At 63.9% G+C, this 24,668-nt stretch carries 20 protein-coding genes and 1 riboswitch; of the genes, 3 read left to right on the forward strand and 17 right to left on the reverse strand.

Annotated features, from left to right (window positions below; all coding sequences use genetic code 11):
- Positions 1-3 precede the first annotated feature (3 nt).
- On the reverse strand, positions 4-201 hold the full coding sequence (thiS, locus tag NOV72_RS25880; protein WP_106857413.1) for a sulfur carrier protein ThiS: 198 nt from the start codon (positions 199-201) through the stop codon (positions 4-6).
- Positions 202-217: 16 nt separating this feature from the next.
- The gene (locus NOV72_RS25885; RefSeq protein ID WP_106857456.1) at positions 218-1,357 is read right to left on the reverse strand and encodes an FAD-dependent oxidoreductase; all 1,140 of its coding nucleotides are present in this window, start codon (positions 1,355-1,357) and stop codon (positions 218-220) included.
- Positions 1,358-1,541: 184 nt separating this feature from the next.
- Positions 1,542-1,666, reverse strand: a riboswitch (TPP riboswitch).
- Between the two features lie 231 nt (positions 1,667-1,897).
- Here NOV72_RS25885 and NOV72_RS25890 point away from each other — a divergent pair.
- Positions 1,898-3,640, forward strand: a complete 1,743-nt coding sequence (locus NOV72_RS25890; protein ID WP_106857414.1) for an ABC transporter ATP-binding protein/permease — start codon at positions 1,898-1,900, stop codon at positions 3,638-3,640.
- A gap of 67 nt (positions 3,641-3,707) precedes the next feature.
- Here NOV72_RS25890 and NOV72_RS25895 read toward each other — a convergent pair whose 3' ends face one another.
- The 3 genes from NOV72_RS25895 to NOV72_RS25905 all read right to left on the reverse strand — a co-directional run bounded on the left by NOV72_RS25895 (position 3,708) and on the right by NOV72_RS25905 (position 10,987).
- Complete coding sequence (locus NOV72_RS25895; protein ID WP_106857415.1) at positions 3,708-5,174, reverse strand: glutamate synthase subunit beta; 1,467 nt, start codon at positions 5,172-5,174, stop codon at positions 3,708-3,710.
- A 78-nt stretch (positions 5,175-5,252) separates the two neighbouring features.
- Positions 5,253-9,956: a glutamate synthase-related protein gene (locus tag NOV72_RS25900; protein ID WP_106857416.1), complete on the reverse strand. Its 4,704-nt coding sequence runs from the start codon at positions 9,954-9,956 to the stop codon at positions 5,253-5,255.
- A 323-nt stretch (positions 9,957-10,279) separates the two neighbouring features.
- Positions 10,280-10,987 (reverse strand): transposase, encoded by a 708-nt coding sequence (locus NOV72_RS25905; protein WP_106857417.1) that lies wholly within the window; start codon positions 10,985-10,987, stop codon positions 10,280-10,282.
- Positions 10,988-11,192: 205 nt separating this feature from the next.
- On the opposite strand from NOV72_RS25905, the gene NOV72_RS25910 reads away from it, so the two are divergent.
- Positions 11,193-11,918 carry an OmpW/AlkL family protein gene (locus NOV72_RS25910; protein ID WP_106857457.1) on the forward strand — a complete coding sequence of 242 codons (726 nt, stop codon included), beginning with the start codon at positions 11,193-11,195 and terminating at the stop codon, positions 11,916-11,918.
- A 295-nt stretch (positions 11,919-12,213) separates the two neighbouring features.
- Positions 12,214-12,591 carry an ElaB/YgaM/YqjD family protein gene (locus NOV72_RS25915; RefSeq protein WP_106857418.1) on the forward strand — a complete coding sequence of 126 codons (378 nt, stop codon included), beginning with the start codon at positions 12,214-12,216 and terminating at the stop codon, positions 12,589-12,591.
- Between the two features lie 4 nt (positions 12,592-12,595).
- Here the strand turns inward: NOV72_RS25915 and ugpQ are convergent, their stop codons facing one another.
- The 12 genes from ugpQ to pilM form a co-directional block, all read right to left on the reverse strand.
- Positions 12,596-13,351 (reverse strand): glycerophosphodiester phosphodiesterase, encoded by a 756-nt coding sequence (gene ugpQ / locus NOV72_RS25920; RefSeq protein WP_106857419.1) that lies wholly within the window; start codon positions 13,349-13,351, stop codon positions 12,596-12,598.
- 14 nt (positions 13,352-13,365) lie between these two features.
- The gene (locus NOV72_RS25925) at positions 13,366-14,442 is read right to left on the reverse strand and encodes a sn-glycerol-3-phosphate import ATP-binding protein UgpC (RefSeq protein ID WP_106857420.1); all 1,077 of its coding nucleotides are present in this window, start codon (positions 14,440-14,442) and stop codon (positions 13,366-13,368) included.
- A 4-nt stretch (positions 14,443-14,446) separates the two neighbouring features.
- Positions 14,447-15,292 (reverse strand): sn-glycerol-3-phosphate ABC transporter permease UgpE, encoded by an 846-nt coding sequence (ugpE, locus tag NOV72_RS25930; protein ID WP_106857421.1) that lies wholly within the window; start codon positions 15,290-15,292, stop codon positions 14,447-14,449.
- The gene (gene ugpA / locus NOV72_RS25935) at positions 15,289-16,173 is read right to left on the reverse strand and encodes a sn-glycerol-3-phosphate ABC transporter permease UgpA (RefSeq protein ID WP_106857422.1); all 885 of its coding nucleotides are present in this window, start codon (positions 16,171-16,173) and stop codon (positions 15,289-15,291) included. Before ugpA ends, ugpE begins: the two co-directional genes overlap by 4 nt.
- Before the next feature lie 49 nt (positions 16,174-16,222).
- Complete coding sequence (gene ugpB / locus NOV72_RS25940) at positions 16,223-17,548, reverse strand: sn-glycerol-3-phosphate ABC transporter substrate-binding protein UgpB (RefSeq protein WP_106857423.1); 1,326 nt, start codon at positions 17,546-17,548, stop codon at positions 16,223-16,225.
- A gap of 43 nt (positions 17,549-17,591) precedes the next feature.
- Positions 17,592-18,797, reverse strand: coding sequence for a deoxyguanosinetriphosphate triphosphohydrolase (locus tag NOV72_RS25945; RefSeq protein ID WP_106857424.1), 1,206 nt, complete (start codon positions 18,795-18,797; stop codon positions 17,592-17,594).
- Positions 18,798-18,839: 42 nt separating this feature from the next.
- Positions 18,840-19,937, reverse strand: coding sequence for a 3-dehydroquinate synthase (gene aroB, locus NOV72_RS25950; RefSeq protein WP_106857425.1), 1,098 nt, complete (start codon positions 19,935-19,937; stop codon positions 18,840-18,842).
- Positions 19,937-20,488: a shikimate kinase AroK gene (gene aroK, locus NOV72_RS25955; RefSeq protein WP_106857426.1), complete on the reverse strand. Its 552-nt coding sequence runs from the start codon at positions 20,486-20,488 to the stop codon at positions 19,937-19,939. The genes aroB and aroK overlap by 1 nt, the downstream gene beginning before the upstream one ends.
- Positions 20,489-20,580: 92 nt before the next feature.
- Positions 20,581-22,092 carry a type IV pilus secretin PilQ gene (locus NOV72_RS25960; protein WP_245933154.1) on the reverse strand — a complete coding sequence of 504 codons (1,512 nt, stop codon included), beginning with the start codon at positions 22,090-22,092 and terminating at the stop codon, positions 20,581-20,583.
- Entirely contained in the window at positions 22,089-22,958 is an 870-nt protein-coding gene (pilO, locus tag NOV72_RS25965; protein ID WP_106857428.1) for a type 4a pilus biogenesis protein PilO, read from the reverse strand. Before pilO ends, NOV72_RS25960 begins: the two co-directional genes overlap by 4 nt.
- Positions 22,955-23,638, reverse strand: coding sequence for a fimbrial assembly family protein (locus tag NOV72_RS25970; protein ID WP_106857429.1), 684 nt, complete (start codon positions 23,636-23,638; stop codon positions 22,955-22,957). Before NOV72_RS25970 ends, pilO begins: the two co-directional genes overlap by 4 nt.
- Entirely contained in the window at positions 23,635-24,636 is a 1,002-nt protein-coding gene (gene pilM, locus NOV72_RS25975) for a type IV pilus biogenesis protein PilM (protein ID WP_106857430.1), read from the reverse strand. The genes NOV72_RS25970 and pilM overlap by 4 nt, the downstream gene beginning before the upstream one ends.
- Positions 24,637-24,668: the final 32 nt, after the last annotated feature.

A 24,668-nucleotide genomic window follows, 5' to 3' on the forward strand; every position in this document is an offset into this window, starting at 1 on the left:
AATTCAGCCGCCCGCGACGGGCGACACGACGTCGAGCTTGTCGCCGGCGGCGAGCGTTTTGGTGGCGTGCTCGCCGCGCGCGACAAAGCTGCCGTTCAATGCGACCGCGAACGGCGGCTTCGCGCCGAACGCGGCGAGCGCTTCGGTGACGGTGGCGGCGTCGGGTAAATCGAAGACGCGCTGATTGATGTGGATGTTCATGTTTCTTTCCTGATGACTAGAGCGCCGCGACGGCGGTTTCGTCGTGGAGCAAGTCGGGCCAGCGCGCGGTTTCGCGGAATTGCGCGAAGGCTTCGTGATCGCCGAGATCGCCTGAAACGAGCGCTTCGGCCAGACGGCACGCGGCATCCGCGACTTCGGGGGCGATCATGAAGCCGTGCCGGTACAGGCCGTTCACGCGCAGAGTCCGCGCGCCGTCCCAGACAATGGCCGGCCGATGATCCGGCAAGGTCGGCCGGCAATGCGCGTTCAGTTCGAGGATGCGCGCCTCGCCGAAGCCCGGATGCACGGCGAAAGCGGCGCTCAGCAGTTCGAGCGCGGATCGCACGCTCACGGGCGACATGTCTTCGCCTTCCACTTCCGTCGCGCCGATCACGTACAGATCGTTTTCCTTCGGCGCGATATAGAGCGGATAGCGCGGATGCAGCATGCGCACGGGCCGCGAAAGTCCGATGCCCGGCGCGTGCACGCGCGCGACTTCGCCACGGATGCCGCGCAGCGCGAGCCACGCGGGCTTTCCGCCCAGACCACGGCAATCGATGATCCAGCGTGCGTCGGGCATTGCATCGACCGGCGTGTTCCAGTGCGTGCGCACGCCGCGTGCAACGAGGCCGGCCGCGAGCGCGCTCAGCGCCTGACGGTTATCCAGTTGACCTTCGTTCGGCAGCAGCCAGCCCTGCGCGAAGCGCGTCCCGAGCGCGGGCTCGGCTTGCGCAACCTGCGCGCCGGCGAGCTTGACGAAACCGCCATCGAGCAGATCGGCGGGGGAATTGGCGCGCAGACGGCGCTCGAAAAGCGGCGCCTCCGCGCGATCCGCGCCGTGCCAGACGACAAGCGTGCCGTTGCGCTGAAAGAAGACCGGCTCGGGCAATTGTTCGATGAGACGCGGCCAGCGTTCGAGCGACGCCGCCCCGAGCCCGACGACGAGCGGCTCCGCGCTCGCCGCCTCCGCGAGCGGGGCGAGCATCGCGGCGGCAACCCACGCGGCCGATTGCGTGCCGGCCGCGTCGCCGCGTTCGTAGAGCGCGACGTCATGACCCGCGCCCGCAAGCTGCCACGCGACAAGCCGCCCGACGAGCCCGCCGCCGACGACGGCGAAATCCTGCCGGCGCGGCGCGCCCTGTTCGATCCTGTTCAATTCGATGTCTCCATAGGGCGTGACGCTGCGCTGCACACGAGGAGACGGAGTACGCGATCTCGACCGTGCGGGCGCGGCGCCACATCACAAGGACGAAATCAGCGGAGAGACCGGCTCGGCAAGAATGAAACGTGCCGGGCGGAAAGGACATACCGGAAGAAACTGGAGGAATGGCGCGGATTTCGCGCGTTCTCCGGAAACTTCCCTCGCCGGTATTACCCGGATCGGGTGCAAAGGGTCTCTCTCAGCCTCGCCGCGCTGCCGGCCGTTCCGGCCGCCGATGCACGCGAAGCACCCCTGTTTCGTCGAGGATCATTAAAGCATGAAAGGCGAAGGCGCTGCAAACCGGGATTGCCCGCCTTTTATCGCGCGCGGCGGCACTCTGGCACAATGCCGCGAACATGGTTCGCCGGCCGATCGCGCGAAATTAAGCGGGCGTTAAGGGAATCCCGGAACAATCTGCGGGGCCGGGAAACGACGCGCGCGGCCCGGCCGCGGACGAAACAATCGGGCGCCCCGGGGCGCATCAGCAGGAAGCTCATGACCAACACTCGTACCGAAAGCACACAGCAGAAGGCCGACGAAGTCTCGGCCTGGAGCCTCATCAAGCCCTACTGGGTCTCGGAGGAGCGCGGTGTCGCGTGGGGCCTGCTCGTCGCGATCATCGCGATCAACATGACGGTCGTGTGGATCAATGTCCGGCTCAACAGCTGGAACGCCGACTTCTACAACGCGCTGCAGAACAAGAACGTCAGGGACTTTCCGCATCTGCTGCTGATTTTCACGGGCCTCGCGTTCGCGTACATTCTGCTCGCGGTGTACGGGCGCTATCTGCGGCAGATGCTCGCGTTCCGCTGGCGGCAATGGCTCACCAACCGGTTTCTGGAGCAATGGCTCGGCGACAAGGCGTTCTACCGCATCGAGCGCGATCGCCTCGCCGACAACCCCGACCAGCGTATTTCCGACGACCTTCAGTCCTTCGCCACCACGACGCTTTCGCTGTCGCTCGACCTGCTTTCGACGCTCGTCACGCTCGTCACCTTCATCACGATTCTCTGGACCATCGCGGGCGCGCTGACGTTCTCGCTCGGCGCCACGCCGATCACGATACCGGGTTACATGGTGTGGGCCGCCGCGCTGTATGCGATTCTCGGTTCGCTGATCATCCAGAAGGTCGGGCATCCGCTCGTGTCGATCAACTATCAGCAGCAGAAGGTGGAAGCGGATTTTCGCTTCGGGCTGATTCGCGTGCGTGAAAACGCCGAGCAGATCGCGTTCTACGACGGCATCTCCACCGAAACCGCCAACGCGAAGACCATCTTCCAGCGCATCCGCGACAACTGGTGGCTCATCATGAAGTACACGAAGCGCATGACCTTCGTGCTGAGCTTCTACGGACAGATCGCGATCATCTTCCCGATCATGGTCGCCGCGCCGCGCTACTTCGCGGGCGCGTTTTCGTTTGGCGTGCTGATGCAGATTTCATCGGCGTTCGGCACCGTCAGCGATTCGTTTTCGTGGTTCATCAACAGTTATTCGACGTTGGTCGAATGGCGCGCCACCGTCAACCGTCTGCGCGAATTCAAGCGCGTGATGCGCTCGACGCATATCCGCGAGGAAACGTCGCCGGCGACGGAACGTGGCGGCATCAATCTGCATTACACGAGCACGCCGTCGCTCACGACGAACGGCCTGATGCTCGCGCTGCCCAACGGCACGCCGCTCTCGCGCGTGGCGAACGTTTCGATCGAGCCGGGCTCGCGCTGGCTCGTCGTGGGGCCGTCGGGATCGGGCAAGAGTACGTTGATGCGCGCGCTGGCGGGCTTGTGGCCGTTCGGCGACGGCACCATCGACGCACCCGTCGATGCGAAGATGATGTTCATCCCGCAAATGAGCTATCTGCCGATCGGAACGTTGCGCGCGGCGCTCTCGTATCCGTCGCCCGGCGGCACGTTCAGCGATGACGAATCGCGCGAAGTGCTGCGTCAGTGCAATCTCGAATCGTATGCGGACCGGCTGGAGGAAAGCGCGCACTGGGCGCGGAGTCTTTCGCCGGGCGAGCAGCAGCGTCTCGCCGCGGCGCGCGTGCTGCTTCACAAGCCGGACTTCGTGTTCCTCGATGAAGCCACCAGCGCGCTCGATGCCGAGAACGAACTGCATATCTACAACACGCTCGTCGAGCGGCTGCCGAAGGCGGCGATTCTGAGCGTGGCGCATCGCGAGTCGGTGGCGATGTTCCATGACTACAAGATCGAGATCGAGCGGGCGATGGCGGAGGTTTGATCCGCTCGCAGCACAAAGCAAGAAGGCCACGCAGTTGCGTGGCCTTCTCGTTTTTACGCTCGACGGCTTACCGCGGCAATTCGCTCGATCCCATCAGATACGCATCGACCGACCTTGCGCACTGACGACCTTCGCGAATCGCCCAGACGACCAGCGACTGCCCGCGACGCATATCGCCCGCGGTGAACACCTTGTCCGCCGACGTGTAATACGCCTTGTCGCCTTCGGTGGAAGCACGCACATTCCCGCGCGCATCCTTCTCGACGCCGAACGCCTCCAGCACGGGCGACACCGGTTGCGTGAAACCCATCGCGAGCAGCACGAGATCGGCCTTCATCTCGAACTCGGAGTTCGGCACTTCCTGCATCTTGCCGCCCTTCCACTCGACGCGCACCGCGATCAGCTTCTCGACCTTGCCGTTCTTGCCCTCGAAGCGCTTCGTCGCCACCGACCAGTCGCGATCGCAACCTTCTTCGTGCGACGACGACGTGCGCAGCTTGATCGGCCAATACGGCCACACGAGCGGCTTGTTCTCTTCCTCGGGCGGCTGCGCGAGCAGTTCGAACTGCGTCACGTCCTTCGCGCCATGACGATTCGACGTGCCCACGCAGTCCGAACCCGTATCGCCGCCCCCGATCACGACGACATGCTTGCCCTTCGCCAGCAGTTGATCCGTCAGCTTGTCGCCGGCATTGACCTTGTTCTGCTGTGGCAGGAATTCCATCGCGTAGTAGATGCCTTCCAGCTCGCGGCCCGGCACCGGCAAATCGCGCGGCGTTTCCGAACCGCCCGCGATCACGACCGCGTCGAACTGTTCCTTCAGCTCGTCCGGCGTGATCGTTTCCTTCGCCGTGTTGCCGATGTACGCCGGCAGCGGATCACGGCCGATGAACACGTTCGTGCGGAACGACACGCCTTCCGCTTCCATCTGGCGCATGCGGCGATCGATCAGCCACTTCTCCAGCTTGAAGTCGGGAATGCCGTAACGCAGCAGACCGCCGATGCGATCGTTCTTCTCGAACACGACGACCTCATGCCCCGCGCGCCCGAGCTGCTGCGCGGCCGCGAGACCGGCGGGGCCCGAACCGACGACGGCGACCTTCTTGCCCGTCTTGTGCTTCGGCGGCTGCGGCACGACCCAGCCTTCGGCGAATGCCTTGTCGATGATCGCGTGCTCGATCGACTTGATGCCGACCGGATCGTCGTTGATGCCGAGCGTGCACGCCGCTTCGCACGGCGCCGGGCAGATGCGGCCCGTGAATTCCGGGAAGTTGTTGGTCGAGTGCAGCACGTTGATCGCGCTCTTCCAGTCCTGCTGGAACACGAGATCGTTGAAGTCCGGAATGATGTTGTTGACCGGACAGCCGTTGTTGCAAAACGGAATGCCGCAATCCATGCAGCGCGCGCCTTGAATCTTGGCGTCTTCATCCGTCAGCGCGGCGACGAATTCCTTGTAATGCTTGACGCGGGTCAGCGGTGCTTCGTACGCCTCGTGGCGGCGTTCGAATTCGAGAAAACCGGTTGCCTTGCCCATTTCTTTCTCTATGTACAGTGAGGGACCTGCTTCCCGATGCGCTCGCATCGGGAAGGCCTTCTATCTATGAAACCGGCTTTATGCCGCGATGGCGTCCTTCGACTTCTTCGCGCCGAGCTCGGTGAGCGCGCGTCGATACTCGGTCGGGAACACCTTGACGAACTGGCGGCGAGCCGAATCCCAGTTCTCGAGCAGCGACTTCGCACGCGGCGAACCGGTGAACTGGAAGTGACGTTCGATCAAGCCCTTGAGCAGCGCTTCGTCGGTCTTGCCGCCGTGCCACAGCGCGCGATCCACCGTGCGCTCCTGTTCGGCCTGCTGCAGCACCGGATCGAGCGCGACCATCGACTTGTTGCACTTGCCGGAGAACGTGCCGTCCGGGTCGTACACGAACGCGATGCCGCCCGACATGCCCGCCGCGAAGTTGCGGCCCGTCTCGCCGAGCACGACCACCGTGCCGCCCGTCATGTATTCGCAGCCGTGATCGCCCGTGCCTTCGACAACCGCCGTCGCGCCCGAGTTGCGCACGCAGAAGCGCTCGCCCGCGACACCGCGGAAATACGATTCGCCTTCGATCGCGCCGTACATCACCGTGTTGCCGCAGATGATGTTTTCCTCGGACTTGCCACGGAAATCGTTGGTCGGCCGAATGATGATTCGTCCGCCCGACAAACCCTTGCCGACGTAATCGTTGCCGTCGCCGACGAGATCCAGCGTGACGCCCTTCGCGAGGAACGCGCCGAAGCTCTGGCCCGCCGTGCCCTTCAACTGGATATGAATCGAGTCGTCGGGCAGGCCGTCGTGGCCGTGCTTCTTCGCGATCAGACCGGACAGCATCGCGCCGACCGTGCGGTTCACGTTGCGCACCGGCTGAATGAACGACACGTGCTCGCCCTTTTCGATCGCCGCCTTCGACTTCTCGATCAGCACGTGATCGAGCGCCTTGTCGAGACCGTGATCCTGCACGTCGACATGCTTGCGTGCGACGTCTTCCCCAACCGGCACCTGATAGAAGATGCGCGAGAAGTCGAGACCCTTCGCCTTCCAGTGCTCGATGCCCTTCTTCATGTCGAGCAGATCGACACGGCCGATCAGGTCGTCGAACTTGCGGATACCGAACTGCGCCATGATTTCGCGCACTTCTTCCGCCACGAAGAAGAAGAAGTTGACGACATGCTCCGGCTGGCCGGAGAACTTCGCGCGCAGCACCGGGTCTTGCGTCGCGACGCCGACCGGGCACGTGTTCAGATGGCACTTGCGCATCATGATGCAGCCCTCGACGACGAGCGGCGCCGTCGCGAAGCCGAATTCGTCCGCGCCGAGCAGCGCGCCGATCACGACGTCGCGGCCGGTCTTCATCTGGCCGTCGGCCTGCACGCGGATGCGGCCGCGCAGACGGTTCAGCACCAGCGTCTGCTGCGTTTCGGCGAGGCCGAGTTCCCACGGCGTGCCCGCGTGCTTCAGCGACGACAGCGGCGATGCGCCCGTGCCGCCGTCATGACCCGCGATCACGACGTGATCCGCCTTCGCCTTCGCAACGCCGGCCGCAACCGTGCCGACGCCCACTTCCGACACCAGCTTCACCGAAATGCTCGACGACGAATTCACGTTCTTCAGATCGTGAATCAGTTGCGCGAGGTCTTCGATCGAATAGATGTCGTGGTGCGGCGGCGGCGAAATCAGGCCGACGCCCGGCACCGAATAGCGCAGCTTGCCGATGTAATCCGAAACCTTGTGGCCCGGCAACTGACCGCCTTCGCCCGGCTTCGCGCCCTGCGCCATCTTGATCTGGATCTGGTCCGCCGACGACAGATACTCCGCCGTCACGCCGAAACGCCCCGACGCAACCTGCTTGATCTTCGAGCGCAACGAGTCGCCATCTTTCAGCGGGATGTCGCTGACGACTTCCTTGCCGATGATCGATTGCAGCGTGTCGCCGTTCTTGATCGGAATGCCGCGCAGTTCGTTGCGATAGCGCGTTTCGTCCTCGCCGCCTTCGCCCGTGTTCGACTTGCCGCCGATGCGGTTCATCGCGACGGCGAGCGTGGCGTGCGCTTCCGTGCTGATCGAGCCGAGCGACATCGCGCCCGTCGCGAAACGCTTGACGATGTCCTTCGCCGATTCGACTTCGTCGAGCGGAATCGCCTTCGAGGGCGACACCTTGAACTCGAACAGGCCACGGAACGTCATGTGACGCTTCGTCTGGTCGTTGATGATGTGCGCGTATTCCTTGTACGTCTGGTACGAATTGCTGCGCGCCGAGTGCTGCAGCTTGGCGATCGCGTCCGGCGTCCACATGTGCTCTTCGCCGCGCACGCGGTACGCATATTCGCCGCCCGCGTCGAGCATGTTCGCGAGAACGGGGTTGTCGCCGAATGCGTCGCGATGCAGGTGAATCGCCTCTTCCGCCACTTCGAAGATGCCGATGCCGCCGACCTTCGTCGCCGTGCCCTTGAAGTACTTTTCGACCAGTTCCGTCGACAGGCCGACGCCTTCGAAAATCTGCGCGCCGGTGTAGGACATGTACGTCGAAATGCCCATCTTCGACATGACCTTCAACAAGCCCTTGCCGACCGCCTTCGTGAAGTTGTAGATGACCTTGTCCGCCGACAGGTCGCCCTTCAGGCCATCGGCCATGTTGGCGAGCGTTTCGAGCGCGAGGTACGGATGCACGGCTTCCGCGCCGTAGCCCGCGAGCAGCGCGAAGTGATGCGTCTCGCGCGCCGAACCCGTTTCCACGACGAGACCCGTGCTCGTGCGCAGGCCATGCTGCACGAGATGCGAGTGAATCGCCGACGTGGCGAGCAGCGCCGGAATCGCGACGTTGTCGCGGTCCATCTTGCGATCGGACACGATCAGGATGTTGTAGCCGGACTTCACGGCATCGACCGCTTCCGCGCACAACGACGCAATGCGCGCCTCGATGCCTTCCTTGCCCCACGCGACCGGATAGCAGATGTTCAGCTCGTACGAGCTGAATTTGCCGCCGGTGTACTTGTCGATCGCGCGGATCTTCGCGATGTCCTTGAAGTCGAGCACGGGCTGCGACACTTCGAGGCGCATCGTCGGGTTGATGTTGGTCGTGTCGAGCAGGTTCGGCTTCGGACCGATGAACGAGTTCAGCGACATGACGAGGTTTTCGCGGATCGGGTCGATCGGCGGGTTCGTCACTTGCGCGAACAACTGCTTGAAGTAGTTGTAGAGCGTCTTGCTCTTGTTGGACATGACCGCGAGCGGCGAGTCGTTGCCCATCGAGCCGACGGCCTCTTCGCCGGACTGCGCCATCGGCGCCATCAGGAACTTGAGGTCTTCCTGCGTGTAGCCGAACGCCTGCTGACGGTCGAGCAGCGCGGCGGCTTCGCGGCGTTGCGTTTCGACGTCTTCGGCCTTCGGCTCGATTTCGTCGAGCTTGATGCGCACGGCGTCGATCCAGCTCTTGTACGGCTTCGCGTTGGACAGGTTGTCCTTCAGCTCCTTGTCCTCGATGATGCGGCCCTGCTCCATGTCGATCAGGAACATCTTGCCCGGCTGCAGACGCCACTTCTTGACGATCTTCGATTCGGGAATGGGCAGCACGCCGGATTCCGACGCGAGGATCACGAGGTCGTCGTCGGTGACGAGATAGCGCGCCGGACGCAGGCCGTTACGGTCCAGCGTCGCGCCGATCTGGCGGCCGTCCGTGAACGCGATCGCGGCGGGGCCGTCCCACGGCTCCATCATCGCGGCGTGATATTCGTAGAACGCGCGGCGGTTGTCGTCCATCAGCGTGTGCTGCTCCCACGCTTCCGGGATCATCATCATCATCGCGTGGACGAGCGGGTAGCCGGCCATCACGAGGAGTTCGAGACAGTTGTCGAACGATGCCGTGTCCGACTGGCCCGGATAGATCAGCGGCCAGAGCTTCGGCAGATCGTCGCCGAGCACGTAGGACGCGATCGCGCCGGTGCGCGCGTTCAGCCAGTTGACGTTGCCCTTCACGGTGTTGATTTCACCGTTGTGCGCGATCATCCGGTACGGGTGCGCGAGTTCCCACGCCGGGAACGTGTTGGTCGAGAAGCGCTGATGCACGAGCGCCAGCGCCGAAACGACACGCTCGTCCTGCAGGTCGCGGTAATACACGCCGACCTGACCGGCCAGCAGCAGCCCCTTGTAGACGACGGTGCGCGACGACATCGACGGCACGAAGTATTCCTTGCCGTGCTTGAGCTTGAGCGCCTGAATGCGATGGCTCGCCGTCTTGCGGATGATGTACAGCTTGCGCTCGAGCGCGTCCGTCACGACGATGTCCTTGCCGCGACCGATGAAGATCTGACGGATCAGCGGCTCGCTCGCCTTCACGGTCGGCGAAATCGGCATGTTGGAATCGACGGGCACGTCACGCCAGCCGAGCACGACTTGGCCTTCGGCCTTCACCGTGCGCTCGAGCTCCTGCTCGCACGCGAGACGCGACGCGTGTTCCTTCGGCAAAAAGATCATGCCGACGCCGTACTCGCCAGCCGGCGGCAACGTCACGCCCTGCTTGGCCATTTCTTCGCGATAGAAGCCGTCCGGCACCTGAATCAGGATGCCGGCGCCGTCGCCCATCAGCGGATCGGCGCCGACCGCGCCGCGGTGATCGAGATTTTCGAGAATCTTGAGACCCTGCTGAATGATCTCGTGGCTCTTTTTCCCCTTGATGTGGGCGACGAAGCCGACGCCGCAGGCGTCATGCTCGTTCGCAGGGTCGTACATGCCCTGCGCGGCGGGAAGCGAACCGGCTGCCGGTTGCTGATGATCGTTCATGGGGACACCGTCTCTACTGTGAGGGGCCGACTTGGCCGTTGAACCATTTTCTTGTCGCCCGGACCGTTTTTTTCAACTTGACGTGGCACGAAGCACGGTCGTGCGCGGCACGCTGCACCGCGGCAATCGCCGGAAATCGAAATATACGCGACGAATCAAAAAGATGGCAAATAAAACTTGATGATGCGACACCAATTATCGATATGGTGCAAACACGCACCGATATATTGGGGCCGCATCGAAGAATGCCGGAAAGAAACGGCGTGCCGGGAAAATTCGAGACGCCGTTTCATTTTCTGCTTCAGGATGGCCGTGCCAAGCCGTTATTGAGGCTGTGGAGTTTCGCGGATCTTGCGCGGACGCCCACGCGGCAGCGGCGACACCCGGCGGTTGGCGGCATGCGATGCCCATTCGCGATAGGCATCGCTGCCCAGCACCCAGCCTTTCAGTGTCGCTTGCAGGAGACGATTCGCTTCACGCTCGTCGAGCGGTTGCTCGCACAGCTCCTTGTACGCGTGCTGGCGTTCGAACGGCGTGTTGCCGAGCGACCAGAACAGCGGATGGTCGGTGATGAGGCCATCCAATGCGAGCCCGACGTGATGTCGAAAACTGGACCATTTGTAGTCCTGCGGCGCAGTGACGAGTTGCGCACGTACGGGCGCCATTTCGACGACGCGCGTGGCGAGCAAGAAGTAACGCTCGCCCTCGATGACCGTGGCGCGGTAGCGGCCCTCCCACAGCGTGCCGCGTCGCGTGTAACGGCGATTGAAATGCGCTACGTAACGACGTCCCACGGCCTGCATCGCTTTGGGCAGGCTGGATTCGTCGCGCGGCGTGACGAGCAGATGCACCGCTTGCGGCATCAGCGCGTAGGCATGGATGGAGAGGTGATGATCACGTGAAGCAGTCCTCAAGCAGTCGATGAAGAGCTCGTAGTCCTGGTCGTCGACGAAGGCGGGTTGCTGGTCGAGACCACGCAGGATGACATGCTGCGGCTGTTCGGGAACGTAGAGTCGTGCAAGCCGTGCCATTCTGGATATTCCGTTGGTCGCATTTGTGTTACCCCGATCGGGGGCCATTCGGAGCCGTTACGGCAGCGCGGACAAACACATGCAAGTGCCGTGCAACGAGGCCCCAAAGCCGCTCCTTGCCCTAGGGAAAATGCTCTACGGCATTGCTATGGTTTATGTGAAATGTTGTGTTCATAATGAGCGTGCTTTTTTGGAGGAGCACAAATTGAAAATAAAACAAGTCATCACGGGGATCGCGGCATTAGCATGTGTGTCCACCGCGGCACATGCGCAATCTGCTGGGTCCTTCTATGCAACTGCAGGCTGGTTTCACTTTGCCCCGCAAGACAGCAGCGGTCCGCTCAAAGAAACAAGTGTAGGCGGATCTCCGGTCAATATCGACGTTCCCGGCACCGGCGCCGGAATCTCGAGCGCTGATACGGCCGGTTTCACAGTAGGCTACTTCGCCACCGACCACATTGCAGCCGAACTCGAAATGGGCATCCCGCCGACTTTCGATCTCGAAGGCACAGGCACCTTCTCGCAGTACGGCAAGCTCGGCAGCGCGAAGCAATGGAGCCCGACGCTGCTGTTCAAATACTTCTTCAATGCCCCTACGGCGAAGCTCCGTCCGTTCGTCGGTATTGGTGTGACGCGCACCTGGTTCACTGATGCCAAGATTACGAATCAGCAATTCGAAGGCTCGGTCCTGCATGGTCCGACCACCGTCGACACGGATAGTTCGTGGGCGCCCGTGTTTAACGTCGGCGCGACTTACAATTTCACAGAACACTGGTTTGCGGGCTTTTCCGTGTCGTTCATTCCTTTGAAGGCTACTGCAAAGCTGAACACGCAGGCTCAAACGCCTGTCGGCACGCTCAATGTCCAGTCGCAAGCGAAAATCACGCTCAACCCGATCGTCACATATTTGCGCGTTGGCTATCGCTTCTAAGGTCAAACTGCCTATCGGCATGTAACGACGATTAAAGCGCAATCGCGAAAAGAAAGAAAACGCCGGCATGATTAACGCTTGCCGGCGTTTTATTTTTGTTCGCGCTTGTAAATGTGACCTCCGATGGAAAGAATCGCTTGCAGTTCTTACGGGTCGGCTGGCGCGTAAGAGTCGTTACGGTCGCGCTTACCGAGGCGTTGCGCAACGGCGAGGCACCGGCATCGAATTTGCTGCATGATGGGTTTCCCCGCCAACCTCGGGCGGGCTATCCACGACTCATCCATCGGAGCGATCTATGAACGCACTGCCAAATACGCGAGACGCCATCGGAGATTCCTGGAGCACGACGAGTCGCCGCGCACGCCGCATGGCGCGGCATGGCCGTGAAGCGGCCGAGGACATCGGCGCCGAACTCCGCACGCTGCTCAGCGAACTCGAAAGCACGCTGTCCGAAGGCACATCGGCCGACGCGGCTGCGCTGCGCGCGCAGATCAGCGACCGTCTCGACAGCGCCCGCGCACGTCTGAACGACACCCACGCGGCGCTACGCGAGCGCGCCGGCGTCGCGTTCGAAGACGCGGACGCGTATCTCCACGAAAAGCCCTGGCAGACGATCGCGCTCGTCGGCGGGTTAGCGCTGGTCGCGGGCGTCTTGCTCGCGCGCGTGCGCTGACGCCTCACTCGGACGACGCTTCCAGAAAATCCGCGCCAATGATGTCGATGCGATCCGTGCAGATCGCATCGACGCCCCATTGCGCGAGCAGACGCGCGCGCGCCGGATCGTTCACCGTGTAGGCGAGAAGCCGCAGTCCGGCATCCTTGATCTGCTTGACGAGCGTTTCGTCCAGCGTGCGATGGTTCGCGTGCAGCGACACGCACGACAGCGCCGCGGTCTGCGCGCGCCAGTTTTCCGGCACGCGCTCGTACAGCATGCCGCGCGGAAGGTTCGACGCGACATCGCGTGCGGCTTCGAGCGCCGCGTACGAGAACGACGACAACAGCGGCGCGATCTCCGCGTCCGTCCACAAATGCGCCGCCTCGCGCGCGACGAGCACACCTGTCTCCACGTCGCGCCCCTGACTCGGCTTGATCTCGATGTTCGCCGCGAGCCCATGCTTCGTGCATCGCTCGTGGACTTGCGCGAGCGTCGGCATGCGCGCGTCGGCGAATTCCGCGCTGAACCACGTGCCCGCGTCGAGCGCGCGCAGTTGCGCGTAAGTCATCGCTTTCGCGGCGCCGCGTCCGTTCGACGTGCGGTCCACCGCGTCGTCATGAAGCAGGAAGACGATATCGTCGGCGGAGAGTTTCGCGTCGAATTCGATCATCTTGTGGCCGAGGCGCGCGCCTACGTCGATCGCTTCGAGCGTATTCTCCGGCGCGAGCTTGCCGCCGCCGCGATGCGCGACGATCGCGGGATAAGGCCAGGTTCTCATCGCGTGTGCTCCGCTCAATTGGCGCGCAGTCCCGTTGCCGGGTCGAAGAAATGCAGATGCCGCGCGGGCAACGACACCCTGAGCCGCTCGCCACGTTGCGGACGATGCTCATGCGGCAAGCGCGCCGCCACGTCGTGCTTGCCCCACTTGCCGTGCGCGAGATTGTCCGCGCCGAGCAGTTCCGCCGAATCGACATCGAGCGTCGCGCTCGCGGCGCTCTCGATGCCCGGCGTCATATGCTCCGGACGAATGCCGATGATCCATTCGCGCCCGCGCATCGCGCCATTCACGCCGGATACCGGCAACGCAGGTCCCTCGCCTGCGACGATAAAAGCCGCGCCATCGTCCGACAAACGGCCTTCGAGCAGATTCATCGCCGGCGAGCCGATGAAGCTCGCGACGAACACCGTGGCCGGACGCTCGTACACTTCGGTCGGCGCGCCGATCTGTTCGGCGTGCCCCTTGTTCATCACGATGACGCGTTGCGCGAGCGTCATTGCTTCGATCTGATCGTGCGTGACATACAGGCTCGTGGTCGCGAGCCGCGCGTGCAGGCGCTGAATTTCGAGGCGCATCTGCACGCGCAGTTTGGCGTCGAGATTCGACAGCGGTTCGTCGAAGAGAAACACCGCCGGTTCGCGCACGATCGCGCGGCCCATTGCGACGCGCTGCCGCTGCCCGCCCGACAGTTCGCGCGGCTTGCGCGCGAGCAGATGTTCGAGTTCGAGTATGCGCGCCGCATTGGCGACACGCGCGTCGACGGTCTTTCGGTCTGCGCCGCCGATCTTCAGCGCGTACGCCATATTCTGCGCCACGCTCATGTGCGGATAAAGTGCGTAGTTCTGAAAGACCATCGCGATATCGCGGTCCTTCGGCTCCAGCTTGTTCACGACCTTTCCGCCAATCTCGATCGCACCGTCCGACACGCTTTCGAGTCCCGCGACCATGCGCAGCAGCGTCGACTTCCCGCAACCCGATGGACCGACCATCACGACGAACTCGCCGTCCGCGACATCGACATCGATGCCGTGCAAGACGAACGTCTTGCCGTCGTAGCTCTTCTTGACGCCCTTGAGATTCAATGCAGCCATTGTCTTATTTCTCTGAGTCCACGAGCCCGCGCACGAACCAGCGCTGCATCGTCAGGACGACGGCGAGCGGCGGCAGCATCGCGAGCAGCGTCGCCGCCATCACCAGGTGCCATTCGGTCGCGGTATCGCCCGACGCGATCATGCTCTTGATGCCGACCACCGCCGTCTGCAGCGACACTTCGTTGGTGATGAGAATCGGCCAGAGATACTGATTCCAGCCGTAAATGAACGTGATGACGAAGAGCGCCGCGATGTTCGTCTTCGAAAGCGGCAGCACCACGTCCCAGAAGAAGCGCAGCGGCCCCGCGCCGTCGATGCGCGCCGCTTCCATCAGCTCGTCGGGCAGCGTCATGAAGAACTGGCGGAACAGAAATGTCGCGGTCGCGGAGGCGATCAGCGGGAGCGTCAGTCCGGCATACGTGTTCGACAGATGCATCGACGAGACGACTTGCACCGTCGGAAAGATGCGCACTTCGACCGGCAGCATCAGCGTGATGAAGATGAGCCAGAACGCGAGATTTTTCAGCGGAAAGCGAAAGAACACGATGGCGTACGCGGAGACGATCGACACGGCGATCTTGCCGACCGAAATCACGAGCGCCATCACGAGGCTGTTCAGCAACATGAGACCGAACGGCGCGGCCGCGTTGCCGCTGCCGTGCGTCCAGATGTGCGCGACGTTCTCGAAAAAATGCGTGCTCGGAATCAGCGAAAGCGGCACGCTGAAGACTTCCTTCGCGTTCATCGTGGCCGCGCAGAACGCGACGTACACCGGAAACACGATCAGCGCGACGCCGAGCAGAAGCACCGCGTGACAGAAGATATCGAAGCCGCGACGGTTTTCGATCATGAATATTGCACCCTGCGCTCGACGAAGCGGAACTGGATCACGGTCAACGCGACGACGATCACCATCAGCACGACCGATTGCGCGCCCGAGCTGCCGATATCGAGTCCCTGAAAGCCCTCCGCGAAAATCTTGTAGATGAGCGTCTTCGTCGATTGCGCGGGGCCGCCGCCGGTCGCGGCATCGATGACGGGAAAGGTGTCGAAGAACGCGTAGACGAGGTTCACGACGAGCAGGAAGAAAGACGTCGGCGACAAGAGCGGCAGCGCGATGCCGAAGAAGCGCCGCACGGGTCCGGCGCCGTCGATGGCGGCGGCTTCGATCAGCGATTGCGGAATCGCCTGAAGGCCCGCGTAGAAAAACAGGAAGTTGTAGCTGACCTGTTTCCAAACCGACGCGAGCACGACGAGGAACATCGCCTGCGTGCCGTTGAGCGCGTGATTCCAGATGACGCCCTGCCTGGCCAACGCATACGTCACGAGCCCGATGCTCGGATTGAACAGGAACGACCACAGCACGGCGGCGATCGCGGGCGCGACCGCGTACGGCCAGATGAGCAGCGTCTGATACGCCTTCGCGCCGCGCGTCACGCGATCGGCGCAAGCGGCGAGCAGAAGCGAGATCACGAGTCCCGACACGGTGACGAGGGAGCAAAAGATCATCGTCGTGCTGAACGACGAGAGATAGAGCGGATCGGCGAACAACTGCCTGAAGTTCGCCAGCCCGACGAACTCGCTCGACGTGCCGAACGCGTCCTGGCTTTGCGTCGCCTGCCAGAGCGCCTCGCCGGCCGGCCAGAGAAAGAACAGCGCGGTGATCGCGAGTTGCGGCGCGACGAGCAGATACGGCAGGACGCCCGTATCGAAACGAGACCGTTTTTCCATGCGTGGCGCATCCAGAGGCGCCCGCGCTTTCGGGCGCGGGCGTGAGGCCTTAATTGCCGGTCTTCTCGAAGCGGCGCAGCAGTTCGTCGCCGCGTTGCACCGACGCGTCGAGCGCCTGCTGCGGCGTCTTCTTGTCGGCCCAGACCTGCTCCAGCTCTTCGTCGACGACCGTGCGGATCTGCGGCATGTTGCCGAGACGCAGGCCCCTCGTGTACGGCAGCGGCGGCTTGTTCAACATCTGTTTGATGGCGATGTCCGCGCCGGGATTCTTCTCGTAGAAGCCCTGTTTCTGCGTGAGTTCATACGCGGCCTGCGTGACCGGCAGATAGCCCGTGTCCTGATGCCACTTCGCCGCGACTTCCGGCGTCGAGAGATAGGCGAGGAATTTCGCGACGCCCTTATAGACGGCCGGATCCTTGCCCGACAACACCCACAGACTCGCGCCGCCGATGATCGCGTTCTGGGGCGCGCCCTTCACGTTCGCGTCGTAGGGCATCATGCCGACGCCGTAATCGAATTTCGCGAATTTCGCGATGGTGGCGCGCGAGCCCGACGAGTTCGTGATGATGCCGCAGTCGCCGCTATAGAACTTCGACACCGGCTCGTCCTTGCGCCCGACATACGTGAACGTGCCTTCCTTCGCCATGTTCTGCAGGAACTGGATGTGCGCGACCTGCAACGGCTTGTTGAATTCGAGCTTGGCGTCGAGACCGTCGAAGCCGTTGTTCTTCGTCGCGAACGGCGCGGCATGCCACGCGCTGTAGTTCTCGAGATGGATCCAGCTTTGCCAGCCCGACGAGTAACCGCACGAATAACCGGCGGCCTTCAGCTTCTTCGCGTCGGCTTCGACATCGGCCCAGGTTTTCGGCGGCTGGTTCGGATCGAGACCGGCTTTCTTGAACGCGTCCTTGTTGTAGTAGAGAACGGGCGTCGAACTGTTGAACGGCATGGAGATCAGATGGCCGGTCTTCGCGTCGCTGTAATAACCGGCGATGGTCGGCACGAACGCCTTTTCGTCGAGCGGCACGCCGGCCTGCCTGAAGACGTCGGAGACCGGAATGACGGCCTTCTTCGCCTGCATCATCGTCGCGGTGCCGACTTCGTAGACCTGGAGGATGGCGGGCGCGTTGCCGCTGCGATACGCCGCGATGCCCGCCGCGAGCGCCTGGTCATACGTGCCCTTGAACACGGGAACGATCTTGTAATCGCTCTGCGACTTGTTGAAGTCGTTGGCGATGTCGTTCACACGCTCGCCCAGCGCGGCTTCCATCGCGTGCCAGAACTGGATTTCCGTCGCGGCGTGCGCGGCGGTGCTGACGCCGAAGGCCAGAACGGCCGCGACCGAAATCGTGCGGAACAAGGGCTTGCAGCTCATCGATGAGTCTCCTTTGAAGGATTCGCGCTTGAAACGCGCGATATTAGTTGTTGTCGATGACAAACAAGCGTTGATACTCTTTCAGCGCATAGCGGTCGGTCATGCCCGCGATGTAATGCGCGATGAGCCGCGCCTGCGAGCTGTCGTGGCTGGCAGAAGGCGCGTCGTTCGCGGATTCTTCCGTCACCGGTCCGCGCGACTGATAGGCGGGCGGCAAGAGACGCGGATCGTCGGTGAAGGCTTCGAAGAGGCCCGTCACCACGCGCTTCGCCTTGTTGGCCATGCGCATCACGCGATAGTGCCGGTACAGGTTCTTGAACAGAAAGCGCTTGAGTTGCGCCGCCTGCGCCGCGACTTCATCGCTGTGCGCGACGAGCGTCGGCGCATTGCGCACGGCGTCGAGCGAATCCGGCGCGACGCGTTCGAGATTGCGGCTCGTCGCCTCGATCAGATCGACGATCAACGTGTTGATGATCCGGCGGATCGTCTCGTGGATGAGCCTGCGCCCTTCGATGTCCGGATAGTCGGCGCGCGCCGCTTCGAAGTGCGTGAGCCATAGACTCACTTCGGAAAGCTGATCGAGCGTGATGAGGCCGGAGCGCAGGCCGTCGTCCACGTCGTGATTGTTGTACGCGATTTCATCGGCGACATTCGCGATCTGCGCTTCGAGCGACGGCTGCTTTCCCGTAAGAAACCGCTCGCCGAGTTCGCCGAGCTTGCGCGCATTCTCGCGCGAGCAATGTTTGAGGATGCCTTCGCGCGTCTCGAAGCAGAGGTTCAGGCCGTTGAAGGCGCCGTAATGCTCTTCGAGCTGATCGACCACCGCGAGGCTTTGCAGATTGTGCTCGAAGCCGCCGTGATCCCGCATGCATTCGTGCAGCGCGTCCTGTCCGGCGTGCCCGAACGGCGTGTGGCCGAGATCGTGCGCGAGCGAGATGGCTTCGACGAGATCCTCGTTCAGCCTCAGATTGCGTGCGACCGAACGCGCGATCTGCGCGACTTCGAGACTGTGCGTGAGACGCGTGCGGAAGAGATCGCCTTCGTGATTGACGAAGACCTGCGTCTTGTATTCGAGCCTGCGAAACGCGGTCGAATGCACGATGCGATCGCGGTCGCGCTGAAACTCCGTGCGCGCCGCCGGCGGCGTTTCGGCGAAGCGCCGTCCGCGCGATTGCGACGCGTGCGCGGCATACGGCGCGAGATGCGCCTCGAACGCGAGCGTCGGAAGTTGCTGTTCTGTTTCGCTCACCGGCTGCTCCGAATCGTCGTGGTTCTGGCCGCCGCTCGCGGATCAGACGCTGGCTGCGAGCGTCGCGCGCACGGCGTGATCGGGCGCGCTCGTGATCTCGGTCGCGCCGAAGCGGGTCAACAGAATGAATTTGATCTCGCCGGCTTCGGCCTTTTTGTCGATCTTCATCAGATCGACGTAGCGGTCGTCACCGAGTCGAGGTGCCGAGACCGGCAGCTTCGCCGCTTCGATCACGCGCACGAGGCGCTGACGCGCGGCTTCGTCGAGCTTGCCCAGGCGCACGGACAAATCCGCCGCCATGACCATGCCGCAGCCGACCGCTTCGCCGTGCAGCCATTCGCCGTAGCCGAGCCCGGCTTCGATCGCATGGCCGAACGTATGGCCGAAATTGAGAATGGCGCGCTGGCCGCCTTCGCGCTCATCCGAAGCGACTACCGACGCCTTGATCTCGCACGAACGCTTGACGGCGTGCGCGAGCGCGTTGTCGTCGCGGCGATTCAGCGCGTCGATGTTGGCTTCGATCCAGTCGAAAAATTCGGCATCCGCGATGGCCGCCGTCTTGATGACTTCCGCGATGCCCGCCGCCAGTTCGCGCTCCGGCAACGTGTGCAGCGCGCCGATATCCGCGATGACCGCCTGCGGCTGATAGAACGCGCCGATCATGTTCTTGCCGAGCGGATGATTGATGCCCGTCTTGCCGCCGACCGACGAATCGACTTGTGAAAGCAGCGTGGTCGGCACTTGAATGAACGGCACGCCGCGCATGTAGCACGCCGCCGCGAAACCCGTCATGTCGCCGACGACACCGCCGCCGAGCGCGATCAGCGTGGTCTTGCGATCGGCGCGTTCGGTGAGCAATGCATCGAAGATCGTGTTGAGCGTTTCCCAGTTCTTGTGCGCTTCGCCATCGGGCAGGACCACCGTGGTCACTTTCTTGCCGAGCGGTTCGAGCGCGGCGCGCAGCCGGTCGCCGTAGAGCGGATCGATGGTGGAATTCGTGACGATCGCCACGGACGCGCCCTTGATATGCGGCGCGAAGAGCTCAGTGCGGCCGATCAGGCCCGCACCGATATGAATGGGATAGGCGCGCTCGCCGAGCTCGACATTGACGGTGATCGTTGGGGTAATCATGGCGGACATTATGACTCAGCCGACTTGACGACGCCGGCCACCTCCAGTTGCATCAGGACCATGTTGACGAGCGCGTTGACGGTCGGCCGCCCCGTTTCCACGACGAAATGCGCGCATTCGTGATACAGCGGATCGCGCGTCTGAAAGAGTGCTTCGAGCTTGCCGCGCGGATCTTCGGTCTGCAAGAGCGGCCGATTCTTGTCGCGCCGCGTGCGCTGCCAGAGATCGTGCGGATTGGCGCGCAGATAAATGACGATGCCGCGATTCTTCAGATGTTCGCGATTCTCCGGCCGCAGCACCGCGCCGCCGCCCGTCGCGAGCACGATGCCGCTGCGCTGCGAAAGCTCGTCGATGACGTTCGCCTCCCGCTGACGAAAACCCGTTTCGCCTTCGAGTTCCCAGATTACCGGGATGCGTGCGCCCGTGCGCGCCTCGATCTCCTGATCCGAATCGATGAACGAGCGCTGCAGACGGCGCGCAACCGCACGGCCCACGGTGGTTTTGCCCGCCCCCATGAGTCCGACGAAAAAAATGTTCGCGTTCGCGTGCCCTTCCTGCAACCTGGATCCTTTAACAGTATCGAATTTCTTCGTGCGGCAGCTTAAGGGCAAACCGCCCGCTTTGTCGAGTCGGCCCGCCCGCGAGCCGGCGTTCAGCCGCCCGATGCAATCACCTGCGGCGTAATCAATATGACGAGTTCGCTCTTCGAGCTGCGCCGCGCGTCGTGACGAAACAGCCAGCCGAACACAGGCAATTTCGACAGTAGCGGCACGCCGGTCGTGTCGTCGCGTTCGTCGTCGGAATAAATGCCGCCGATCGCCACGGTGCCGCCGTTTTCCACTTCCACGCGCGTCTGGACATGCTTGGTATGGATGGCCGGCCCGTTCGCCGTCTGCTCGCCGAGACTGTCTTTCGTGATGTCGAGATCGAGAATGACGTGGCCGTGCGGCGTGATCTGCGGCTCAACCTCCAGTTTGAGCGTTGCGCGCCGAAACTGCACGCCCGACATGCCGTTGCCGACCTTTGCCTGATACGGCACGTCCACGCCCTGCTCGACGATGGATTTCATCCGGTCCGCCGTCACGACACGCGGACGCGAGACGATTTGTCCGCGCCCTTCGGCCTCCAGCGCGCTCAGTTCGAGATTGAGCAGCCGGGTCGCCTGCGCGACGAACAGCGTGAGCCCGGCGGTCGCCGCATCGAAACCGCTGATCGGCCCCGCCGACAGATCGTATACCACACCGTCCTTGCCGCCCGCCAACCCGGCCGACGGATCGTTCTGCGGCGCGACGCCCAGCTTGACGCCGAGATTTCGCGACAACCCCGCCTCGCCCTCCACGATCTTCGCTTCGATCATCACCTGCGGCGTCGGCTTGTCGATCAGCGCGATCAATTCGGCGATCTGCCGGACGCGCGCGTCGAGGTCGGTGACGAAGAGCAGGTTCGTGCGCGCATCGGCGATGGCGGTGCCACGCTTCGACAGTACGCGCTGACTGCCCGAACCGGTCAGCGTCTTGCGCAGGTCTTCCGCCCGCGAATAGCGCAGCACGAACGTGCGGCTCGCGAGCGGTTCGAGGTCCGCCGCGCGCGCGTGTGCTTCGAAGCGCAGCTTTTCGCGCGCGGCGAGTTCGGCGAGCGGCGCGACCCAGATCACGTTGCCGTGCCGTTCCATCGCTAGACCGTTGACTTCGAGGAGCGTGTCGAACGCGCGGCGCCATGGCACGGCGACGAGGTTCATCGACACCTGTCCGCGCACCTTTTCGCTGGCGACGATATTCAACCCCGTGAAGCGCGCAAATGCCTGCAGCGCGGCGCCGAGGTCGGCGTTTTTCAGGTCGAGGGTGATCGGCTTGCTGCCGTCGCCTGTTTCGTTCGTTGCGCTGCTCAGGCGTTCGAGTTCCGGCAAGGGCACGGGCGGACCTTCCAGCGCATCCGTTGTTTCGGTCGCGGGCTTGGCGGGCGCGGCAGCTTCCGCAGTCTGAGCGACGACGGGCATGTCGGGTATGAGCGGATCGACAGGCTGAGCGTTGAACGATGCGGGCAGCGGCGGCAAAGGCGCAATGATCGTATCGGCGCTTTCGGCCGCGTGCGCTGCGTGCGCGAACAGCAGCAGGGCCGCGCCCGTTGCCGCCAATCTGAGTGAAAGCTTCGCGAACCGGCTCACTTGCGATCCTCCGTGAACGTCACCTGGCGCGGGATGCCATCGGTGCGGGCGAGTTCGATCGCACGCGGCATGACACGCCCGAGCCATTCGTCACCGATCTTCTGGCCCGGCGTGAAGCCGTCGACATCGCGGCCGGTTTGCAGGAGCGCCATCGCGCGACGACGCTCGACGAACGTGCCCACGAGCAGCATGTCCCCGGCCTGGGCCGCAGCGTCCGCACTGCCGAACGGATCGACGACGAACGCATCGACGCGTGACGGCACGGCGAGCGATACAGCCGGCAGCGTCTCGAAGATGCGCAGCGTCGCTTCGATGGCGAGCGTGCCCGGCTGTCGCTTGATCTGCACGCTCTCGGGCACGACGAGCCGCGGCAGACCGGCGAGCGCTTCCAGGAACCGGCGAATTTCGGGGAAGGTGCCGTCCGCGCGCAGTTTGAGCACGCGTTCGGGGAGCGGTCCATGAACCTTTGGATCGCTGCTCCTGCCCGCAACCGGCTCGATCTCCGCGACGCGCAAACCGCTCTGCGTGGCGAGATCCGCGACGGCGCGCAACGCGTCGGCGGCGCTCCAGTGCTCCGGCTCCATGCGGCCCGACGCCGCCCGCGCTCGCAGGGCAGGCAGTTCGGCCGCGATACGCCCCGCGTCCTGCACCTTCGCTTGCGTCGCCGCTAACGCGGCGCGGCTCGCGTCGATCTGATTCGCGTCGAACGTCCGCCAGGTTCGAAGACCGAGCACGAAGACGAGCAGACATAAGGCGATCGCCACGCACGCGGTCCGGCGCCGCGACCATTCATCCAGCGGCCGAAGGATCGACGGCGCACCGCGCGAACGCGATTTCGCGGCGAAGTTCATCGGGATCGTGCTCATGGACGTTTCTCCTGCGCGGCCGGACGAGCGGCCGTCGATATCGGATGCGGCTGACGTGACGCGGCTTCATCGCGCGAATGATCCGGCGCGTATCGCACGAGCGCCACGAACTCGAAATGCGCGAAATGCTCGCCGGGAAGTGCCGAAGCGCCGCGCTTGCCGGACGGTGCTGCGTCCGCGCGCCGCTTCATCTCGATCACTTCCACCGCCTGCACGCCGCTCACGTGTTCCAGCCGCTTGAGCCATCGCGCGGCCGCCTGCGAATCGGGCGCGAGCGCTGCAAGTTCGACCTCGTTCGTTCTCTGCGTCACGCGCTGAAGCGCAACGCCACGCTGCGCGGGCGCATCGGCGAGCGCTTCGAGCAGCGCGAGAAAGCGCTCGCGCGGCAAGGCCAGCGGCTGTGCGGCTTCACGCGCGCGCCGCCGCTCCGCTTCGGCGCGAACGAGCCGCGCGTGTTCGTCGATCTGCGCGCCCGACGGACGCAGCGACGCCTCCAGCGCCATGCGCCGCTCGTCCAGCCGCGCGCGCGTGAACGTATCCCAGCCGGCCACGGCGCCGACAGCCGCGCAGCCGGCAAGACTCACCGCGCCGAGCAGCGCAAGCCGCTGACGCCGCACTTCGCGGCGTTTGCGCGCGCGATACGGCAGCAGATTGAATCCATCGAGCATGGCGGCGTTCATTGCATCACCTCGCGCAAGGCCAGTCCGAACGCGGTAGCGAAACGCGGCGAATGCCGGTGTACCGCGGGGATGTCGGCGGCGCCGTTGCAGTACGGCGCGGCTTCGAAAGGCAGCGCCGGGCAGCCGAAAGTCTTGCCCAGAACGGGAAGCGGAAGATGCGCGTGCGCCATCAGTTCGATGTGCCCGCCGACGTAGATGCAGTCGAGCGGCGCGTCCCGACCTGCGAGTTCGTGCAGCGCGTCGGCAATACTCCGATGTTCCGGCGCGGGATAGCGGACTTCGTTTTCGACGCCGCGCCCGCCGACCAGCCAGCCGTGCAGCCCGGTGCTTTCCAGCCAGCAGACCAGATAGCGCGCGTCGGCGTCCAGTTCCGCCGATCCGGCATGGCGCATCGCGCGCAACGCGGCGGCCGGATCGCCGTCGATAGCGGATAGCGCGATGCCCGCTTCCGCTGCCGTTTCGACGCGCGCCTCGACGTGCCGCCGCGCCGTGGCCGCGATCGCGACCTGCGCCTCGCCGTCCTCGCGCGCCTGCACGGACCAGTCCACCGCCAGCGCGCCGCGTTCGATTCCCGCCGCGCGCTCGGCTTCCGCGAGCACGGCCGGTTCGAGCAGGCCGCGCGGATCGCCGCCGATGGCGTCCGCGAGCTGCGCGTGGGTGTCGATCAGACGCGCGAGCGGAATCTGCGTCGTGAGCGTCGCCGACGCGGGCAAGCCCATCGCGCAGCGCAGCGCCCGCCACGCGCCGCTGTCCGGCAGACGCCCGAACGCCTCGCGCAAAGCGGCGACGACAGGCGCGCGATCGACGAAATCGCCGTCGATCACCGCGCCCGACGGCAGCGCCACCGAATCCAGATGTTCCACGCACACCGCCGCGTTCGCCCTCAAGCGCCGACTCACGATGGCGAGCCGCACCGCGTCTTCGCCCACGTCGATGCCCGCCGCGTAGCGCCGCGTGACCGTCAGCATCGTGCCGCGCAGCGTGTTTTCCTTACTCATCAACCACTCCTTCCATTCACTCGCGCGCCGAA

The sequence above is a fragment of the Caballeronia novacaledonica genome (genome assembly GCF_900258035.1).
GTDB classification, from domain to species: Bacteria; Pseudomonadota; Gammaproteobacteria; order Burkholderiales; family Burkholderiaceae; genus Caballeronia; species Caballeronia novacaledonica.

What these genes read in the sequence shown, in the direction of transcription:
- thiS (WP_106857413.1), bottom strand. Translation starts at nt 201, where the DNA reads ATGAACATCCACATCAATCAGCGCGTCTTCGATTTACCCGACGCCGCC.
- NOV72_RS25890 (WP_106857414.1), top strand. Translation starts at nt 1,898, where the DNA reads ATGACCAACACTCGTACCGAAAGCACACAGCAGAAGGCCGACGAAGTC.
- NOV72_RS25895 (WP_106857415.1), bottom strand. Translation starts at nt 5,174, where the DNA reads ATGGGCAAGGCAACCGGTTTTCTCGAATTCGAACGCCGCCACGAGGCG.
- NOV72_RS25900 (WP_106857416.1), bottom strand. Translation starts at nt 9,956, where the DNA reads ATGAACGATCATCAGCAACCGGCAGCCGGTTCGCTTCCCGCCGCGCAG.
- NOV72_RS25905 (WP_106857417.1), bottom strand. Translation starts at nt 10,987, where the DNA reads ATGGCACGGCTTGCACGACTCTACGTTCCCGAACAGCCGCAGCATGTC.
- NOV72_RS25915 (WP_106857418.1), top strand. Translation starts at nt 12,214, where the DNA reads ATGAACGCACTGCCAAATACGCGAGACGCCATCGGAGATTCCTGGAGC.
- ugpQ (WP_106857419.1), bottom strand. Translation starts at nt 13,351, where the DNA reads ATGAGAACCTGGCCTTATCCCGCGATCGTCGCGCATCGCGGCGGCGGC.
- NOV72_RS25925 (WP_106857420.1), bottom strand. Translation starts at nt 14,442, where the DNA reads ATGGCTGCATTGAATCTCAAGGGCGTCAAGAAGAGCTACGACGGCAAG.
- ugpE (WP_106857421.1), bottom strand. Translation starts at nt 15,292, where the DNA reads ATGATCGAAAACCGTCGCGGCTTCGATATCTTCTGTCACGCGGTGCTT.
- ugpA (WP_106857422.1), bottom strand. Translation starts at nt 16,173, where the DNA reads ATGGAAAAACGGTCTCGTTTCGATACGGGCGTCCTGCCGTATCTGCTC.
- ugpB (WP_106857423.1), bottom strand. Translation starts at nt 17,548, where the DNA reads ATGAGCTGCAAGCCCTTGTTCCGCACGATTTCGGTCGCGGCCGTTCTG.
- aroB (WP_106857425.1), bottom strand. Translation starts at nt 19,937, where the DNA reads ATGTCCGCCATGATTACCCCAACGATCACCGTCAATGTCGAGCTCGGC.
- pilO (WP_106857428.1), bottom strand. Translation starts at nt 22,958, where the DNA reads ATGAGCACGATCCCGATGAACTTCGCCGCGAAATCGCGTTCGCGCGGT.
- NOV72_RS25970 (WP_106857429.1), bottom strand. Translation starts at nt 23,638, where the DNA reads ATGAACGCCGCCATGCTCGATGGATTCAATCTGCTGCCGTATCGCGCG.
- pilM (WP_106857430.1), bottom strand. Translation starts at nt 24,636, where the DNA reads ATGAGTAAGGAAAACACGCTGCGCGGCACGATGCTGACGGTCACGCGG.